This window comes from Mesorhizobium sp. ORM8.1 (assembly GCF_053005525.2).
The window spans coordinates 6,034,616-6,052,903 of sequence record NZ_CM132600.1 but is presented as its reverse complement, the minus strand read 5'-3'; the positions used below and the strand labels follow the sequence as shown (position 1 = coordinate 6,052,903).

The window sequence follows — 18,288 nt, the reverse complement described above, 5'->3', positions numbered from 1 at the left end:
TACTTTAGGGGTCAGGGAGCGAAAATTACGATTTCATGTGGCAGTGGTTAGCCTGTCCCTAAATGCCGGCGGGCATTGCGGAGCGCGGGCCTATGACAGGATCGCGGTCGCCGCCTTCTCGCCGATCATCATCGATGGCGCGTTGGTGTTGCCGCCGATCAGCGTCGGCATGATCGAGGCGTCGGCCACGCGCAGATTGGCGAAGCCGCGCACCTTCAGGCTGGTCGGATCGACCACCGCCATCGCGTCAGTGCCCATCTTGGCCGTGCCGACGGGATGATAGACGGTCAGCGCCTCGGCACGCAGATAGGCAAGGATTTCATCGTCAGTACGTACATCGGCCCCAGGCAGGATTTCCGCCCCACGAATGCCGGCAAAGACCGGCGAAGCCAGGATCGAGCGCGCCACCTTGATACCCTCGACCAGAGTCAGGGCATCCTGCCCGTCACTGAAGAAGCGGTGGTCGATCAGCATTTTGCGACGGGTGCCATCCCGCTCGAGCGTGATCTCACCGATGCTCTTCGGGCGTAGTACGCAGGTGTGCACGGCATAGCCGTGGCCATATTCGACAAGGCGTCCGCGATGACTGCGATAACCCGGAACAAAGTGGAACTGGATATCCGGAATGTCGCCAGCATACTTCGTCTTCGCGAAGCCGCCGGCCTCGACATAATTGGTCGTCAGCATGCCCTTGCGCCGGGTGAAATACTGAAAGGGTGCGGTCAGCATTGCCGGCAGATTGGCCAAGGACAGGCCGAGCGTCCTGCTGCTGTTCGACCGCACCGTGATCATGCCGTCGACATGGTCGCGCAAATTCTTGCCGACGCCGGGCACGTTCGCGACCGGCTCTATGCCCCCGCTTTCAATTCGCCGGCCGGGCCGATGCCGGACGCAAGCAGGATGCGTGGCGATCCGATCGCGCCGGCGCTGAGGATCACCTCGGCCCGGCATGCCAGCCGCTGGGTCGCCCCATCCCTGATCACATTGACGCCGGCGACGCGTCCGCTTTCGATCGCCAGGTCGAGCATCTCGACGCCCGAGAGAACCTGTAGATTCGGGCGGCCGAGAATGGGGCGGACGAAGGCGGTGTAAGCCGAGAAACGCTCGCCCTTGTCCTGCGTGACGTTGTAGATGCCGAGGCCGAGCTGGCCATCGGCATTGAAGTCGCGGTTCTCGGGCAGGCCTATCCCCCGGCCCGCCTCCACCCAAAGCCTGGACACGACATTCGGATCGCGCGGATCGTCGACCAGCAGTTCGCCCTCGAAGCCGTGATAGGCAGGATCCTGCGACAGCAGGTTGTGCTCCAGCTTCTTGAAGACCGGCAGCACGTTGGCATAGGACCAACCGGCACAACCGAGCGTCGCCCATTCATCGTAATCCTGCGCGGCGCCACGGATATAGACCATCGAGTTGATCGAACTCGACCCGCCGAGCAGCTTGCCGCGGTTGACCGGTATGCGGCGGTTGTTGAGCAGCGGCTGCGGCACGCCCTTGTAGCCGTAGTCGAATTTCGGATTGCCGTAGAGCGAGAGGATGCCGGCCGGCACGCGCACCCTTGTGCGGTCGTCGCTGCCGCCGGCCTCGATCAGGCAGACACGGGTTGCGGGGTTGGCGCTCAGCCTGTTGGCCAGCACGCAACCGGCCGAGCCCGCGCCTATGACGATATAGTCGAACTCCGCGCCTGCAATGCTCATGCTATGCCTGTTTCGTGATGCACTCGGGAGACCACGCTCTTTGTTGGAGCATGATCTTTTCCGAAAACCGGTTCCCACTTTTCGGGATCATGCTCCTAGTGGTCGTCCTCATCTTCGTCGTTCTTGAGCAGCTCGAGGATTTCCCGCTTCATAGTGATGAAGCTCGGCTCCATCACCAGATCCATGCTGCGCGGGCGTGAAAAACCGACGCGGATTTCCTTTTTGATCTGGCCTGGCCGGCCTGACATGACCAGCACCCGATCCGCCAACAGGATCGCTTCGTCGATGTCATGGGTGACGAACAGCACCGTCTTCTTGGAGTGGTCCCAGACCCTGAGCAGCAGCCGCTGCATCGAGTGGCGGGTCTGGCTGTCGAGCGCCCCGAACGGCTCGTCCATCAACAGCACTTCGGGATCGTTGGCCAAAGCGCGTGCGATCGCCACGCGCTGCTTCATGCCGCCCGAAAGCTGCGACGGGTAATGGTTGGCGAATTTCGCAAGGCCGATCTCATGCAGGAAATGCTCGACGATCGCCTTGCGCTCGGCCGCGGGCATGCCCTTGCGCTTCGGGCCGTATTCGACATTCTGCGCCACGGTGAGCCAGGGAAAAAGCGTATAGGCCTGGAACACCATGCCGCGGTCCGGGCCCGGCTCGGTGACCGGTTTGCCGCCGACGGCGATCATGCCGCCGGTGCGTTCCTCGAGACCAGCGACCAGGTACAGCAGGCTCGACTTGCCACAGCCGGATGGACCGACGATGACGCAGAACTCGTTCGGCGTCACATGGAACGAGATGCCGTCCAGCGCCAGCACGGCGTTGTCGCCATTGCCGTAGCGCAGGACGACATTGTCGATGCCGATGTCGGAGCTCTTCGGCTTGGTCGCGAGATTAAGGCCGTCCATATGCGCGTTCCTCAATTGGCCCAGGGAGCGACGAGGCGGCGGATGCCCCGGAACAATTGGTCGGTGCAAAGACCAAGGATGCCGATCATGGCGATGGCCATGAAGATGACGTCGACCTGGAAGCCGCGCATCGCCTTGAGCGAGATGTAGCCAAGTCCGCTGCGCGCGGCGACAAGCTCGGCGACGACGAGATAGGTCCAGGCCCAGCCCATGGTGACGCGCAGCACATCGAGCACATTGGGCAACGTCGCTGGAAACACGATGTGGAAGACCGTGTGGCTTCGCTTCGTGCCGAGCGTATAGGCGGCATTGACGAGGTCGCGCTGGACGCCGCGGGCGCTGTCGGCGATCATCACCATCTGCTGGAAGAAGATGCCGAAGATGATGACGGCGACGCGCTGCTCGATGCCGATGCCGATCCACAGGATGAACAGCGGCACGAAGGACGTCACCGGCAGATAGCGGATGAAATTGACGAGCGGGTCGAGCGCCGCCTGGACGATGCGGTAGGTGCCCATCGTCAGCCCGAGCGGCACCGCCACGATGCTTGAAAGGACGAAGCCGATCAGCACCACCTGGACGCTGGCGAAAACGTGTTCCCACAAGGACCCATCGAGCGCCATGTTGATGGTGGTGGCCAACACGGATTCGGGGCGCGGCAGGAACATCTCCTTGACCGCTCCGGAATAGGTCAGCGCGAACCAGCCGCCGATCACCGCAACCCAGACCAGGATGCTGAGCGTTATGGCCAGAGGGCGCGGCACCGCCCGGAAAGGCGTGGCGATGACTTTCAGGATGGATCGGCCGGCCTGACCTTTCTCAGCGCTTGTGGTCACGATATGGCCGATCGGAGACGTTGCATTCGGTGCCAATGTCACAGGAGAATCCTTTGCTCGCTTGGGCCGGAGGCGCGGGACACGCCCTCCGGTCCAGCCAGGTCATTTTGCCCGGATTACTTTGCGAGGAAGGACGAATCGACCAGGTCGTCGTACTTGATGTCCATCTTGAGCTTGCCGAAGCCGCCCCAGACATCGCCACCGAGCTTGATCAGCTTGCCGGCTTCGCCGGTCTCGCCGCCAGCAAAGAATTCGGCGTTGCGCGCCTTGCCGTAGAAGTTCACGCCAGCGGCGGAGGAGGCGAAATCCTTGGGATCCTTGAGCCAGCCGCCGACGCCCTTGGCCATCACCTCATAAGCCTTCGCAGGATCTTCCTTGATGAGCTCATTGGCCTTGTACAGACCCTTCACCAAGGCTTCGACATCTTTCGGGTTCTTGGCGATGTAATCGCAGTTCAGCGCCACCACATCGACGATCAAGCCAGGCGTCTTCGAGGAGTCGATCAGCACCTGTCCCTTGTTGGCTTTCTTGGCCAGCGTCAGATGCGGCTCCCAGGTCACGGCAACCGGAATGCGATCGGCCATGAAGGCGGCCGCGGCATCGTCCGCCGTCATGTTGGTGATCTTCACGTCGTTCTGGGTAAGACCGGCCTGCTTGAGCAGGATGTTGAACCAGAACTGCGACACCGAGCCTTCGTTCAGCCCGACTTCCATGCCTTTGAGACCGGCGACGTCCTTGACCTCGCTGGGCGCCAGGATGCCGTCGCCGCCATGGCTGTCGTCGAGCGCATAGACCGATTTGAAGCAATCGTCCTTCGAGCGGTATTTCATGATCTCGTCGACGGTCGAGGCGCTGCCGTCGAGCTCGCCGGCGGCGCCCGCCGCCATATACATCGATGCTTCCTCGATGATCTCGAGCGAGACATCGAGGCCTCCTTCCTTGAAGTAGCCCATGTCGCGCGCCAGGAAGAGCGGCCCGTAGCCGACCCAGGTCGTCATGCCGAGTTTCATGCTGCCGGCTTCGGCGTGGAGGCTCACCGAGAGGGCGCTCAAGGCAATCCCGGCCGCAAGCGCGGCCCGGCGAAATTTTGAGAATAGTGTCGTCATCACGTTCCCCTGTCATTTTCTGAGGTCAGGCGTTATCCCGCGCCGTAACAGACCCGCTTCGGGCTCATCGCCGAAGGCCGCCGACCGAGGCTCTTTTCTGTTCTCTTTCAGCCGGCCCATGGAGCAAAGCACGCTGTGTGCGCTGCAAAAATAATGTTTTTCGATAATTCTGCTTAGGCTGGACCTAATCGGGCCAGGGCCGTCGCGCTGGCGCGAATGGCAACGCGTGGCCGCTTGCGCGAGCGCATTGGCTGCCGCTGACATTTGTGACGAGACGCAACAGGGGACAGCGACAGAGGCGCCGCTACCGGGCTGGACAACCTCTCAGATCACCGCTTCTTCCAGGAACGGCTCGTTGCGCGGGACGCGCTCGTAGCAGAATGGCGAAAGGTCGAGCGTCTGGAAAGCACCGTGGACGATCAGTTCCGAAACCGCACGGCCGAGCGCCGGCGACTGCTGCAGGCCGTGCCCGGAGAAGCCGTTGGCGAACATGAAGTTCTTCACCTCGGGGTGGAAGCCGACAATGCCGTTGTGGTCGAGCATGTTGTACTCGTAGTGACCGGTCCAGCTGGTCTGGACCTTCAGCGCGTCGAAGGCCGGGATACGGTGCCAGAGCGCAGGCCAGATATGGTCGTCGAACTCCTCGAAATGCATTTCGAAGTCGTCATAGTCGGCTGGACCGTCGCCCTGCGGCGTGTTGCCGGTGAGGAAGAGTTCGCCTTCCGGCCGCACGAAGGTGCCTGAAAGGTCGATGACATTGGGCATCCGTCCAGCGATCGGGTTGGCGCTGGCGAAGACGAAGCTGTAGCGCTTGTAGGGCGCGACGGGAATGGAGAGCCCGGCCATGGCCGCGACCTGCTGCGCGCGCGGACCGGCGGCATTGACCAGGGTTCCGCAGCCAACCGTTTCGCCGGTCGCGAGACGCGCGGAAGTGACCAGCCCATCGACAAGGTCGAGACCGGTCACCGCATTGTCGATATATTCGACGCCGCTGGCGCGGGCGGCGCGGCGGAACCCGTTCAGCAGGCCCATGGAATCGAACCAGCCCTCTTCGCGCGCGCCCCAGGAGCCGCCGCCGAGATCGTCGACATTGAGCCAGGGGAAGCGCTCCTTCAACGGCCCCGGTTCGAGGAAGACGGTGTGGGCGCCGAGGTCGCGCTGCAGTTCGACGCGCTCACGTGCCGCGTCGACGCCCTCGGGCGAGCAGCAATAGAGATAGCCATGTTCCTTGAAGCCCAGATCGGGAGCCGGCTCGTCCGTGTAGAAAGGCGCCATCCGTTCCTGGAAGCCGCGAATGATCTCGATGCCGAACTGGCTGATCTTCACATTGATCGGATTGGAATATTGCTGGCGGATGGCGCTGGTGGACAGCGCGGTCGAGGAAAACTCGTAGGTCGAATCGCGCTCGACCACGAGGATCGAGGCCCGGTTGCCCAGCGCCTGGCTCAGCCAGTAGGCGGTCGAGGAACCGACGACCGCGCCGCCGACGATGACGATGTCGTATGCCGAGCGTGAGGGCGCTTTGTAGCGAGGGATAGCCATGAATTTTCCTACTGCTTGAATGAGGCGACCAGGGCGTCCGAGCCCCGGGCCAGCAAACCGAGGTCGGAACCGACGGCGACCATGGTGAAGCCGTCGGCGAGATAGCGGTCGGCATCGGCCTTCACCGACGCCAATATGCCGCTGGCCTTGCCCGCCGCGGCAGCGGCCTTGCGCACCGAGGCGATCGCTTCCTGGACATGCGACGCATTCGGATTACCGATCGCGCCCATGTTTGTCGAGAGGTCGCCCGGACCGACGAAGAGAACATCGACGCCGTCCACCGCCGCGATCGCGGCGGCATTGGCCACGCCCGCCTCGTCCTCGATCTGCACCGCCAGCAATTGCTGCTCGCGCGCCTTCGCGTGATAGCCGGCGATACGGCCGAAGGCGTTGGCGCGGTGCGCGACGGAGAAGCCGCGGAAGCCGCCCGGCGCGTAGCTCATCGCGGCGACGATGGCACGAGCCTGGTCCGCGGTCCGCACATTGGGAACCATCAGGCTGCGGGCGCCGATGTCCAGTGCCTGCTTGATCATATTGGCATCGTCCGAAGGCAGGCGAACAACCGCTTCGCAAGGAAACGCCGCCGCGACCTGAAGCTGCGCCATGATGCTGCGCAGATCGTTTGGGCTATGCTCGCCGTCGATCAAGAGCCAGTCCGCTCCGGCGCCGGCGACGACCTCGGTGGTGAGTGCGGAAGCCAGCGAGCACCAGATGCCGATATGAGGCCGGCCAGCCCCAACGGCCGCCTTCAGCGAATTGACCCGCTCCAGCATTTTGCAATCGCTCTCCAAGGTGCATTGAAATTTGTATGATGTCCTATATCATACAGCTGGATCGAGCTGCAAGACGCTATCAAACGGAAGGAATGAACCGATGCGCGGAACCGGCAAGGCGGAGGTCTTCGTGATGCTGGCCCACCCGGTGGGACATGCGAAAAGCCCCGGCATGTTCAACGAGATTTTCGAGCAGAAAGGGCTCGACAGCCTGATGGTGCCGCTGAGTTGCCGCCCGGAGGATTTCGACACCTTCTGGGCCGGCATCACGGCGGCGGAAAACATCCGCGGCGTCATCATCTCGGTGCCTTACAAGGTCCCGGTCTACCACAAATGCGCGGCTGCCCACGATCGCGCCGCGCGCGTGCAGAGCGCCAACTCGGTGCGCCGGCAAGCGGACGGCACCTGGTACGCCGACAATTTCGACGGCGTCGGCTTCATCGATGGGCTGAAGGCAGGCGGCCACCGGATTGCCGGTCGGCGTATCCTGCAGGTCGGCGCGGGCGGCGCCGGATCGTCGCTGACCTATTGCCTGGCCGAGGAAGGTGCGACGGAAATCCGTCTCGCCGACATCGATCACGATCGCGCCGCGAAGCTTGCCGCGCTGGTGAGCAAGGCATTTCCAAACTGCCGCATCGAGGTTGGCGAGCCCGATCCGTCCGGCATGGACATGGCGATCAACGCGACACCTGCCGGACTGAAGGCCAGCGATCCCCTGCCGATGGATGTGAGCAAGCTGAAGCCGGAGATGATGGTGGTCGACATCATCATGGAGCCGGCTGAGACGGCGCTGCTCAAGGCTGCAAGGAGATCGGCTGCCGTATCCAGCCCGGACGCCCGATGATGGATTTCCAGGTCGAGGCGATGTCAGCTTTCTTCGATATCGAGCGCAAGGACCGCAGCCATGGCTGATGCGTCGACCGCTGTCGTCATCGGCGGCACATCCGGCATCGGCCGCGCGATCGCGCTGCGCTTCGCCGAGGACGGCTACCAAATGGTGGTCGCCGGCAGGGACGCCGAACGAGGCCGGCAAACGGCTGCCGCCTGCGCGAGCGAAGGCTCGCCGCGCACGCTGTTCGTCCAGACGGACGTCGCCGATCCCGCCTCCGTGGAGGCGCTGGCGCAAGCTGTGACGGATGCGTTCGGCACGCCGCACATCGTCGTCAACTGCGCCGGCATCCTGCAAAGCGGCAAGCATGTCCTCGACCAGGATCTGGAAGAAGACGAGACGATGTGGCGGGTGAACTATCGCGGCACGCTGCTCGGTTGTCAGGTGTTCGGCCGGCTGATGTCGGCGGCGGGGCGCGGCGCCATCCTCAATGTCGGCTCGCTCGCCTCCTTCGCGCCGCTGTCGCTGCCTGCCTATACGCCGGGAAAGCATGCGGTGCTGGCGCTGACCCAGATGCTGGCTGCCGAACTCGGCCCGCATGGCGTGCGCGTCAATGCGGTGGCACCCGGCTACACGCTGTCCGATGGGCTGAAAGCCAGGATCGCCAAGGGCGAGCGTAACCCTGAAGCCATCCAGGCGACCACGGCGCTGCGTCGTTTCGTCGAGCCGCGCGACGTGGCCGAGGCGGCACTGTTCCTCTGCTCGGATCGCGCGGCGTCGATCACCGGCGTCACCTTGCCGGTCGACGCCGGCTGGCTCGTCCAGGCGCCTTACGCGCAGTACCTGCAAGGCAATCCGATCCGACCAAAACCGGCGATCTGACAAAGGAAACCCAGTGAGCGACATCCAGCGTTTCGACTTCGACACCCGCATCCACCACGGCGTCATCCACAACGGCACGCTCTACCTCACCGGCCAGGTCGCGAAACCGGGCCAGTCCGCCGCCGACCAGATGCGCGAGGTGCTCGGCAAGATCGACGCCCTGCTGGCCAAGGCCGGCACCGACAAGACCCGCATCCTGCACGTCCAGATGTAGCTTGACGACATCAGGGACTTCGACGAGGTCAACACCGTCTGGGACGCCTGGATGCCGAAGGAACACGCGCCGGCGCGCTCTTCGGGCGAAGGACGGATGGCCAAGGCCGGCATGCTGGTCGAGCTGATCGTGACGGCGGCGGTTTGAATGGGCCTTCCGGTTCGGGCATCATCCCGAATCTGGCGAGGGAAGACCGATGACGAAGCGCAAGCCGCTTTCCACCGTGGTGGCGGAGAATCTGTCTGAAAAGATCCGGTCCGGATCGCTGCTGCCTGGCGCGCAGCTGCCGACGGAAGCGGAGCTTTGCGCCGAATATGACGTCAGCCGCACCGTCGTGCGCGAAGCCGTGGCGCGGCTGCGCTCCGAAGGCATGGTGGTGCCGCAGCAAGGGCGCGGCATGTTCGTCAGCGAAACGCCGACGCCGCGAAAATTCTCGATACCGGACGAGGCACTGAGGACCTTGCCGGAAACCATCGCCTTGCTCGAACTGAGGCTGAGCGTCGAAGTGGAATCCGCAGGGCTGTGCGCCGAGCGCCGAACCGACAAGGAAGTCGGCGAAATCCGATCCATGATGGATGAGATCGACGCCCGCCACGCGGATCCCGCCGCTGTCCAGATCCATTACGATTATGATTTTCATCTCGCGATCGCCAAGGCGGCGCGCAATGAATTCATCCACGGCTTCCTGAGCTATCTCGGGCCGATGATCGTGCCGCGCTTCCAGCTGGGCTATGTGGTCGAGCCGGCGCTGAAGGACAGTTATTACGCACGCATCCATAGCGAGCACAAAGCGATTATCGATGCCATCGAAAGGCAGGACGGCCGCGCCGCTCGCCAGGCTATGCGCAAGCATTTGCAAAACAGCCTGGGACGCGTGCGAGCCCTGGCGAAGGCCTCAGGCGTCGAGGCAACCGAAGCGGAGCAAAAAGCCGCCGCGGCCTCGCTTTTCACGGACCTGCGAAAACCCTCGCCAGTGGCAAGATAGGCTTCGCCGGCTTCGGTACCGATGCGCGACCGACCGCCCTTTTGCGAAAGCCATGTTTTTTCTTGATTAGCCGCCGGAAGACTAGTTCCACGATCCCAAGGAATTGTTTTCCTTGAACTATATTTCCTAGCCACCGCACAGGGGCGTTGGAATATTCCAACCGCCGGAAAGGCTTTCGAAAGTTTATCTTTCCTTTTTGCTGGTTTTCTTGGTTTCGCGGCACCGGCCAGCGCCGCACACTGAAATCCAGGCAAATGGGGAAGTCCACGTGACGACAGCCTTCATCACAGGAGCGACAAGCGGCATAGGGCGGGCCATGGCGATCGCATTGAGCGATGTCGGCTACGACGTCTATGCGGTTGGCCGCAGCAAGGCCGCGCTGAAGGAATTGCAGGCCGAGCGTCCAGGCATCGTGCCGATCGCCGTCGACGTCACCGATCGCGAGGCGCTGGAAGCGGTGCTGGTCGATCTCACCATCGACGTACTGATCAACAATGCCGGCATCATGCCGCCACTCGGTAATTTCGCCGACATGAAGATTGCCGATATCGACGCCACGCTGGAGATCAACCTCAGCGCCGCGATCCTGCTCACACGCCTCGTCGTGCCACAAATGCGCGAGCGGCGGTCCGGCCACATCCTGTTCACCGGCTCCGTCGCCGGCCACGCGGCCTTCTCCAACATCGCCGTCTACGCGGCCACCAAGGCAGCGATCTCGGGCTTTGCCGGCGCGCTGCGCGCCGACCTCTCCCCGTCCGGCATACGCGTCACCGAGATCGTCGCCGGCCGTGTCGAGACACAGCTCTACCAGGACATCCTCGACGCCGACGCACGCGCTGCCATGTACGCCTCGAAAGTGGTGCAGCCGGATGACGTGGCCAGGATGGTCGTCGCGGTGCTTGCGCTCCCCGCATGGGCCGACGTTACCCGTTTCGACATCATGCCGACCTGGCCGACCTCGCCAAGCGGCACCAAGTAAGGATAATGGGAATGAAGGATCTTTCCGTTCTGATCGTTGGCGGCGGCGCCGGTCTCGGCGCGCTTCTGGCCGAGATGGCTGTCGAGGCCGGGGCGGCGAAGATCGGCATCATCGACATCAACAAGGAAGCAGCCGAATCCGCACTCGCGCCGGCGAAGGCCAAGGGCCTGCCGACCGCGGCGGCGGCATGCGACATCCAGGTGGGTCCGCAATCTCACGCCGCCTTCGAAGCCATCGTTGCCAAGCTTGGGCGCGTCGACACACTGATCAATTGCGCCGCGATCTATCCGCGCCGTCCGCTGCTCGATATCACCGACGCCGACTGGGACGCATCCAACGGCATCAACATCAAGGGCACCTATCACATGATGGTGGCGGCCGTGCGCCACATGCAGACGCAGGAGCCGAAAACCCATGTGCGCGGCCGCATCGTCAACCTGACCTCCGTCGACGCCTTCAAGGCGCATCCGCAGAACGCCCATTACGCGGCGACCAAGGCCGCCGTCGTCAGCCTGACGCGATCCTTCGCCCATCACGTGGCGAAAGACGGGATCCTGGTGAATTCGGTGGCGCCGGCCGGCATGGCGACTGAGAAGGCAAAGGCGCTCGGCTTCCTCGAGGAACTGGCCAAGGCAAGCCCGCTCGGCCGTGGCGCCGAACCCACCGAGATTGCCGAATGGGTGCTGATGACGGGCGGGCCGAGGAACACCTATATGACCGGTGAAAACGTAATCGTTTCAGGTGGTTATATCTACGCCTAAATGTAATTTTCCGTGGCTGGCAGGTAACGGAAGTCCAGCAGTGCGTGAGCAACGGAGTCTCGAACGAAAGGAGGCGGACTTCACGATGACCGGCAAGCTTCGCCTTCCTTCGCTGAATGCGCTGCGCGTCTTCCACGCCGTCGCGCAGCATAAGAGCTTTCGGCAGGCTGCCGACGAATTGCTGGTCACGCCGCAGGCGGTCGGCCAGCAGATCAAGCTCCTGGAAGACACGCTCCAGGTGACGCTGTTCGAGCGCAAGGGCCGGTCGATCGAGCTGACGGAATCCGCAATCCTTTTGTCGCACTATATCAAGGCCGGCTTCAACGAGTTTTCCGAAGGCGTTCGCCGCGTCACCAAATCGACCTACCGCGACCGCATCAACCTCAATGCCAGCCCGTACTTCGCCACGCACTATCTGCTGCCCAGGCTCTCGCTGTTCCGCGAAATCCTGCCCGGCGCCGACCTTCGCCTGACGACGATGGTCGACCTGCCCGACTTCGGCCGCGACGACATCGATATGACGGTACAATGGGGCTACGGCAACTGGCCGGACTACGAGACCACGCTGCTGGTACCGGACCCAAAGATCATCTGCTGCACGCCGGCGATCGGCGAGAAGATCAAGTCGGCGCGCGACCTGACGAAGTTCACGCTGCTCGACACCGTCAAGTCGAAGCGGCTGTGGCCGGATATCTTGCGCCACCTTGGCGTGGAGCTGACGGAGGGCGATCGCAGCATCAGCTTCGACGACGCGGCGACCATGCGCCGGGCGACCTTGCAAGGCATTGGCGTCGGTCTGGTCTCCGTCATCGATGCCGAGGAAGATTTCCGCTCCGGCACGCTGGTGGCGCCGATCGGCCGCGACGCCATTGCCGATATGCGGCCGGAGGAAATCCCCGGCTTCTACCTCGTGGTCCCGCGCGGGCATCTGCGCGTCAAGGCGGTGGCCGCGCTGCATCGATGGCTGGCTCAGCAGGATTGGCGCAGCGATCTGAAGATCCCCTTGCCGACACCGACACCGCTTTCCGACTGAGAAGCGGCTTCGAGACCGGGCTCCGAAGTACAGCTTGCGGAGCTCCAATAACAAGAAACGGAACAACCTTAACAGTGGAGATTATCAACATGAAAATGATCAAATGGGGGGCCGCCGCCATGGCCCTGGGCCTCGTGCATCTGGCGGTGCCGGCGCAAGCCGCCGGCGGCAAGACGCTGGAAGCCGTGAAGGCGCGCGGCATGCTCAATTGCACCGGCCATGACGGCTCCTATCTCGGCTTCGCCGAGGTGGACGACAAGGGCAATTGGAAGGGCATGGACATCGACCTGTGCAAGGCGGTGGCGACCGCCGTGTTCGGCGACCCGGCGAAGCTGAAAATCGTCCCGATCAGCTGGGCGCAGCGCTGGCCGTCGCTGCAGTCGGGCGATGTCGACATCATCATCAAGGCCTCGGGCGGCACGCTCAGCCGCGACACCGAGCTCGGCCTGCAGTTTTCCATGTCCTATTACCTCGGCACGACCAAGGTGATGGCGCATAAGGAACTCAATCTGAAGTCGCTCAAGGATGCCAATGGCGGCACGATCTGCATTCCCGCCGGCACCTCGCAGGAACAGCAGGTCGCGGCCTATACGGCCAAGCTCGGCATCAAGCTGGAGCCGGTGCTGATCGAAAAGACCGAGGAGCTCGAGCAGGCCTATTTCTCGGGACGCTGCGATCTCTATGCGCAGTGGGGACCGACGCTGGCCATCGCGCGCATCGCCAAGGGCAAGGTCGAAGACCACGTCATTCTGCCCGACGTGCTGGCGGTCGAGCCCGAAGTGATGATCATGCGGCAGGGTGACGACAATTGGGTCGACATCGCCAACTGGACTTTGAGCACGCTGATCTTCGCCGAGCAGGAAGGCATCACTTCCAAGAATGTCGATGAGATCAAGGCCAAGCCGACCTCGCCGCAGGTGGCGAAATTCCTCGGCGTCACGCCGGGCATGGGCAAGGGTCTCGGGCTATCCGACGACTGGGCCTACAACGTGATCAAGAAGGTCGGCAATTACGGCGAAATCTTCGAGCGCGATCTCGGCAAGGGTTCGCCCTACAAGATGGATCGCGAGCTCACCAACCTGTGGAACAATGGCGGTGTCCTGTTCCCGCTGGTGATCGACTGATCCGCTCTCAACGCGTCCGCTTTGTGCCCTGCCCGGCTTGCCGGGCGGGGCCGGCGTCAATTCGGGAAAGATCTCGATGGTCCGCCTGCTGAGAAATCAGAAGGTCCGCAACGCGCTGTTGCAGCTTCTCTATGTCGGCTCGCTCGCAGCGCTTGTGCTGGCCGGGGTCGTCATCGCGCGGCGGAACCTGGCCGAGCAAGGGATCAGCTCCGGCTTCGACTTCCTCTACAAGTCGACAGGCTGGGATGTGAACTTCTCGCTGCTGCCCGCCACGGCCAACGATCCCTATTGGTGGTTCTTCCTCATCGGCATCGTCAACACGCTGTTCCTAGGCACCGTCGGACTGATCCTGGCGACGATCGTCGGAACCATCGTCGGCCTGGCGCGGACGTCGTCCAACGAACTGGCGCAGTTGCTCGGCCGCACCTATGTCGACATCTTCCGCAACATCCCGCTGATCCTGCAGGTCTTCTTCTGGTACGCGCTGATCACGCATCTGCCGACGCCGCGCGCGGCGCACGAAGCCTGGGGGCTTCTGCTCACCAGCCGCGGCCTCTACGTGCCGGTCCCGAATGTCGGCGTCGTGGCAATGGCGCTCGCCATATTGGCCGTGATCGCCGCAATTGCGCTGCCGCTCTGGCTGGGCCGGACGTCGCGTCTCAGCCGACCGGTCGGCGAGCGGTCAGCGATCCAGCTTGCCGGCGCGGCAGCGGCGCTCGTCTGTGCGGTCCTCATCCTGATCGTCGGCCATTTGCCTGACGCACCCTTCATCGATTTCCCTGCCCTGCAAGGCCTCAACCTCAGGGGTGGCTTGCGCATTCCGCCTGAGTTTTCCGCTCTGGCTATCGCCATCGCCATCTATGGCGGCTCCTACATCGCCGAGATCGTGCGTGGTGGCTTCAAGTCTGTCGGCAAGGGCCAGATGGAAGCGGCGCTCTCGCTGGGGCTCAGCCCGTGGCGCGTGTTCACGCTGGTGCGTTTGCCGCTGGCGCTGCGCGCCATGCTGCCGATCCTCGCCAACCAGTATGTCTGGTTGATGAAGGCGACCACGATGGGCATCGCTGTCGGCTTCACCGACTTCTTCATGATCGTGGCGCTGGCCATCAACCACTCCGGCCAGACGCTGGAAGCGATCGGTATCCTGATGGCGGGCTTCCTCGCGATCAACCTCAGCCTCGCCGCCATCTTCAACCGCATCAACAAAGCGATTGCCCTCAAGGGCAATCAATTGCGGGGCTGAGCGATGGAGCCGGTCGTTATCGCTCCCCCTGCCCCAGGAAAGCTGGAGGACCTGAAGCGGCGCTTCTTTGCGACGCCGCTTCAGGCGCTGCTGTCGTTGATCTCGCTCGCAATCATGGTCTTCATAGCCTGGAAGCTGCTCAACTGGGCTGTGTTCTCGGCTGTGTTCACCACAAGCGGCGGGCCTGAAGCCTGCCAGGCGGCGGCGGGCGCCTGCTGGTCGGTCATCGCGGCAAGATGGCGGATCATCCTGTTCGGTCTCTATCCCTTCGAGGAGCAGTGGCGCTCGGCGCTGGCCTGCCTCACCGTCGTGGTGATGACGGTGCTGAGCTGCATCCCGGCGTTCTGGACCGGGCGCCGGATCGCGATCGTCTGGGGAGCCGGGACGGTGCTCTTCTACGTGCTCATGAAAGGCGGCGTGCTCGGCCTGCCCTATGTCGGCGAGGAAGCCTGGGGCGGGCTGGCGCTGACCCTTTTCATCTTCGTCACCACCTGCCTGATCGGCTTCCCCTTGGCGATCTGCCTGGCGCTGATGCGCCGGTCGGAGCTGCCGTGGATATCACGCACCACCGGTCTCATCATCGATGGCGTCCGTTCCCTACCGCTGATCTCGATCCTGTTCACCTTCGCCATCGTCCTGCCCTTCGCGCTGCCGCAATGGCTGGCCGGCGATAAACTCTACCGGGTGATCTTGGGATCGGCCTTGTTCTTCTCCGCCTATCAGGCCGAGATCGTGCGCGGCGGCATGCAGGGCGTGCCAGTGGGGCAGGAAGAGGCCGCCATGGCGCTCGGCATGAGCTATAGGCAGCGCATCGGCCGCATCGTGCTGCCGCAGGCCATGCGAAACGCGCTGCCGGCGACGATCAACCAGTTCGTCATCTCCTTCAAGGAAACCTCGCTGGTGGTGATCGTCGGCTTCTTCGAGATCCTGGCGTCGGGCAATGCCGCCTACGGCACCGGCGAATGGCGCTTTGCCTATGTCGAGGTCTACGCTTTCATCGCCTTTATCTATTTCATCTTCGTCTTCAGCCTGTCCCGCTACGGCGCTTTCCTCGAGCGTCGCATGGCGGTCGGCGAGCGGTAGGGAGGCGCATCGTGAACTCCGGCAATTCGAGCACATCCGGCGGAGCTGCCGTCCGCATCGAGAATGTCGACAAACACTATGGGACATTCCAGGCGCTGCGGAAGGTGAACCTGTCCGTCGAGCGGGGTGAGAGGATCGTTGTCTGCGGTCCATCAGGCTCAGGCAAATCCACCATGATCCGCTGCATCAACCGGCTCGAGCAGCACAATGGCGGCCGCATCACCGTGCTCGGCACCGAGCTCAACGACGATGTCACCAACATCGACGGCATCAGGCGCGAAGTCGGCATGGTGTTCCAGCACTTCAACCTGTTCCCGCATATGACGGTGCTGGAGAACTTGACGATCGCCCCGATGATCGTGCGCAAGGTGCCGCGCGCCGACGCCGAGGCGACCGCGCGGCGCTACCTGGAGAAGGTCCGCATCCCGGAGCAGGCGATGAAATTTCCCGGCCAACTCTCCGGCGGCCAGCAGCAACGGGTGGCGATTGCGCGCGCCCTTTGCATGCAGCCGCAGATCATGTTGTTCGACGAGCCGACCTCGGCGCTCGACCCCGAGATGATTGCCGAAGTCCTCGACGTCATGGTGACGCTTGCCTCCGAAGGCATGACGATGATCTGCGTCACGCATGAGATGGGCTTTGCCCGCAAGGTCGCGGACCGTGTGGTCTTCATGGATGCAGGCGAGATCGTCGAGGAGGCGCCGCCGGAAGAATTCTTCACCGCGTCACGCAATGAGCGCACGCGGCAATTCCTGTCGCAGGTGCTGGGTCATTGAGCCGGGCGGCGCACCTGTCTATACGCGGCTATTCCTCACCTCAGGTATCCCGATGACTGATCCCGTTAGTGCATTGCAGGCAATTCTCGGACCGAAAGGCTGGCTTTCGGGCGTTGACGCCGAGCCCTACCAGCGTGATTGGCTCAACCGCTACGGCGTCGTGCCATTGGGCGTCGCGAGGCCCACGACCACCGCCGAAGTGGCCGCGGTCGTCAAAACCTGCCGGGAGTTTGGGCTGGCGGTCGTCCCGCAAGGCGGCAACACCGGCCTTTGCGGCGGCGCCGTGGCGGAGCAGCCGAACGCGGTGATCGTCTCGCTGTCACGCATGGCCGCGATCGGCGAGCCGGATCTGGACAGCGGGTCGATCGCGGTGGAAGCAGGCGTCGTGCTTGCCGCACTGCACGAGGCGCTGGAACCGCATGGCCTGATGTTTCCGATGCATCTCGGCGCCGAAGGCAGCGTGCGGATCGGCGGCCTGATCGGCACCAATGCCGGCGGCAGCCATGCGTTTCGCTTCGGCATGATGCAAGACCTCGTCCTCGGCCTCGAAGTCGTGACGTCGGACGGCACGGTGTGGGACGGAATGCGCGCGGTGCAGAAGGACAATGCCGGCTACCAGCTGCGCAAGCTGTTCTGCGGCGCGGAAGGCACGCTCGGCATCGTGACGCGCGCGGTGCTGCGGCTCTACCCCACGCCAAGGCAGCAGGCGAGCGCACTGCTGGTGATGTCCGACTTTGCCGCTGCCGTTTCGTTCGGCGCCTTCCTGCGTGCCGAAGCGGGCGAGTTCCTGACCGGTCTGGAATTCTTCAGCGATCTCGGCCTGCAGCTCGCCCTCAAGCATGTGCCCGACCTCACCTATCAGTTGGGGACACGAGGCGACGTCTACCTGCTTGTCGATCTGGCATCCGGTTCAACCCGCGTACCGCTGGACGAGATCCTGAATTCGGCGCTGGAATCGGGGATGGAGCAAGGCCTGGTCCTGGACGGCGCGCTGGCGACGTCGGGCGCGCATCGGGCCCAATTCTGGCGGCTGCGCGAAGAACAGCCGGAGGGGCAACGGCTGGAGGGCGAGCAGCTCAAGCACGACATCTCGGTGCCGCCGGGCGCGATCGCCCGCTTCATTGAGGCCGGCACGACAGTCTGCGATGGTATTCTGCCGGGCGTGCGCATCAATCCGTTCGGCCATCTCGGCGACGGCAACATCCACTACAATCTGTCGCCGCCCGAAGGTCGCGCCGATTTCGACGGCAAGGCCGTGGCGTTCGCTGACGCGCTGTCGGCGCTTGCCACGGGCATGGGCGGCAGCTTCGCCGCCGAGCATGGATTGGGTCGCGCCAAGATCGCCATGGCTGATCGCAACCGCGGTGCAGTGGAGCGCGAACTGATGGCGCGGGTGAAGGGCGCGCTCGACCCAAAGGGCACAATGAACCCCGGCGTCCTGGTGATCTCACCATTGTAAAGAAAAACTTTCGAATGAACCGCATTTCTTGATTCCGTCGCGAGCCGCCACAGTGCAGGTATGAATCCGA

The 18,288-nt window shown here is 63.4% G+C and carries 16 protein-coding genes and 2 pseudogenes; 12 read left to right on the top strand and 6 right to left on the bottom strand.

The window, feature by feature from the left end; genetic code table 11:
• Positions 1-90: 90 nt before the first annotated feature.
• From ACVDG8_RS30305 to ACVDG8_RS30280, 6 genes and pseudogenes are all read right to left on the bottom strand, one after another.
• Positions 91-1,694, bottom strand: a pseudogene (locus ACVDG8_RS30305) (GMC family oxidoreductase).
• A gap of 95 nt (positions 1,695-1,789) precedes the next feature.
• Positions 1,790-2,596: an ABC transporter ATP-binding protein gene (locus ACVDG8_RS30300; protein WP_447251734.1), complete on the bottom strand. Its 807-nt coding sequence runs from the start codon at positions 2,594-2,596 to the stop codon at positions 1,790-1,792.
• Positions 2,597-2,607: 11 nt separating this feature from the next.
• The gene (locus ACVDG8_RS30295; protein ID WP_455707352.1) at positions 2,608-3,474 is read right to left on the bottom strand and encodes an ABC transporter permease; all 867 of its coding nucleotides are present in this window, start codon (positions 3,472-3,474) and stop codon (positions 2,608-2,610) included.
• A gap of 74 nt (positions 3,475-3,548) precedes the next feature.
• Complete coding sequence (locus tag ACVDG8_RS30290; RefSeq protein WP_447251732.1) at positions 3,549-4,538, bottom strand: ABC transporter substrate-binding protein; 990 nt, start codon at positions 4,536-4,538, stop codon at positions 3,549-3,551.
• Between the two features lie 324 nt (positions 4,539-4,862).
• The gene (locus ACVDG8_RS30285) at positions 4,863-6,080 is read right to left on the bottom strand and encodes an NAD(P)/FAD-dependent oxidoreductase (RefSeq protein WP_447251731.1); all 1,218 of its coding nucleotides are present in this window, start codon (positions 6,078-6,080) and stop codon (positions 4,863-4,865) included.
• 8 nt (positions 6,081-6,088) lie between these two features.
• A complete protein-coding gene (locus ACVDG8_RS30280) occupies positions 6,089-6,853 on the bottom strand; it encodes an HpcH/HpaI aldolase family protein (protein WP_447251730.1) in 765 nt (254 codons plus the stop codon).
• Positions 6,854-6,953: 100 nt separating this feature from the next.
• Here ACVDG8_RS30280 and ACVDG8_RS30275 point away from each other — a divergent pair, with 100 nt between their 5' ends.
• From ACVDG8_RS30275 to ACVDG8_RS30220, 12 genes and pseudogenes are all read left to right on the top strand, one after another.
• Positions 6,954-7,697, top strand: a complete 744-nt coding sequence (locus ACVDG8_RS30275; RefSeq protein ID WP_455707351.1) for a shikimate dehydrogenase family protein — start codon at positions 6,954-6,956, stop codon at positions 7,695-7,697.
• Positions 7,698-7,757: 60 nt separating this feature from the next.
• Positions 7,758-8,564 (top strand): SDR family NAD(P)-dependent oxidoreductase, encoded by an 807-nt coding sequence (locus ACVDG8_RS30270; protein WP_447251728.1) that lies wholly within the window; start codon positions 7,758-7,760, stop codon positions 8,562-8,564.
• A gap of 13 nt (positions 8,565-8,577) precedes the next feature.
• Positions 8,578-8,925: pseudogene (locus ACVDG8_RS30265) on the top strand (RidA family protein).
• Positions 8,926-8,974: 49 nt separating this feature from the next.
• Positions 8,975-9,763 carry a FadR/GntR family transcriptional regulator gene (locus ACVDG8_RS30260; protein WP_447251727.1) on the top strand — a complete coding sequence of 263 codons (789 nt, stop codon included), beginning with the start codon at positions 8,975-8,977 and terminating at the stop codon, positions 9,761-9,763.
• Positions 9,764-10,031: 268 nt separating this feature from the next.
• Entirely contained in the window at positions 10,032-10,742 is a 711-nt protein-coding gene (locus ACVDG8_RS30255) for an SDR family oxidoreductase (protein ID WP_447251726.1), read from the top strand.
• Positions 10,743-10,753: 11 nt separating this feature from the next.
• Positions 10,754-11,503: an SDR family NAD(P)-dependent oxidoreductase gene (locus tag ACVDG8_RS30250; RefSeq protein ID WP_447251725.1), complete on the top strand. Its 750-nt coding sequence runs from the start codon at positions 10,754-10,756 to the stop codon at positions 11,501-11,503.
• Between the two features lie 85 nt (positions 11,504-11,588).
• On the top strand, positions 11,589-12,536 hold the full coding sequence (locus ACVDG8_RS30245) for a LysR substrate-binding domain-containing protein (RefSeq protein WP_447251724.1): 948 nt from the start codon (positions 11,589-11,591) through the stop codon (positions 12,534-12,536).
• A gap of 89 nt (positions 12,537-12,625) precedes the next feature.
• Complete coding sequence (locus tag ACVDG8_RS30240) at positions 12,626-13,660, top strand: amino acid ABC transporter substrate-binding protein (RefSeq protein WP_447251723.1); 1,035 nt, start codon at positions 12,626-12,628, stop codon at positions 13,658-13,660.
• Between the two features lie 76 nt (positions 13,661-13,736).
• Positions 13,737-14,900 carry an ABC transporter permease subunit gene (locus tag ACVDG8_RS30235; protein WP_447251722.1) on the top strand — a complete coding sequence of 388 codons (1,164 nt, stop codon included), beginning with the start codon at positions 13,737-13,739 and terminating at the stop codon, positions 14,898-14,900.
• Between the two features lie 3 nt (positions 14,901-14,903).
• Positions 14,904-15,983, top strand: coding sequence for an amino acid ABC transporter permease (locus ACVDG8_RS30230; RefSeq protein WP_447251721.1), 1,080 nt, complete (start codon positions 14,904-14,906; stop codon positions 15,981-15,983).
• An 11-nt stretch (positions 15,984-15,994) separates the two neighbouring features.
• A complete protein-coding gene (locus ACVDG8_RS30225) occupies positions 15,995-16,759 on the top strand; it encodes an amino acid ABC transporter ATP-binding protein (RefSeq protein ID WP_447251720.1) in 765 nt (254 codons plus the stop codon).
• 52 nt (positions 16,760-16,811) lie between these two features.
• Positions 16,812-18,218 (top strand): FAD-binding oxidoreductase, encoded by a 1,407-nt coding sequence (locus ACVDG8_RS30220; protein WP_447251719.1) that lies wholly within the window; start codon positions 16,812-16,814, stop codon positions 18,216-18,218.
• Positions 18,219-18,288 lie beyond the last annotated feature (70 nt).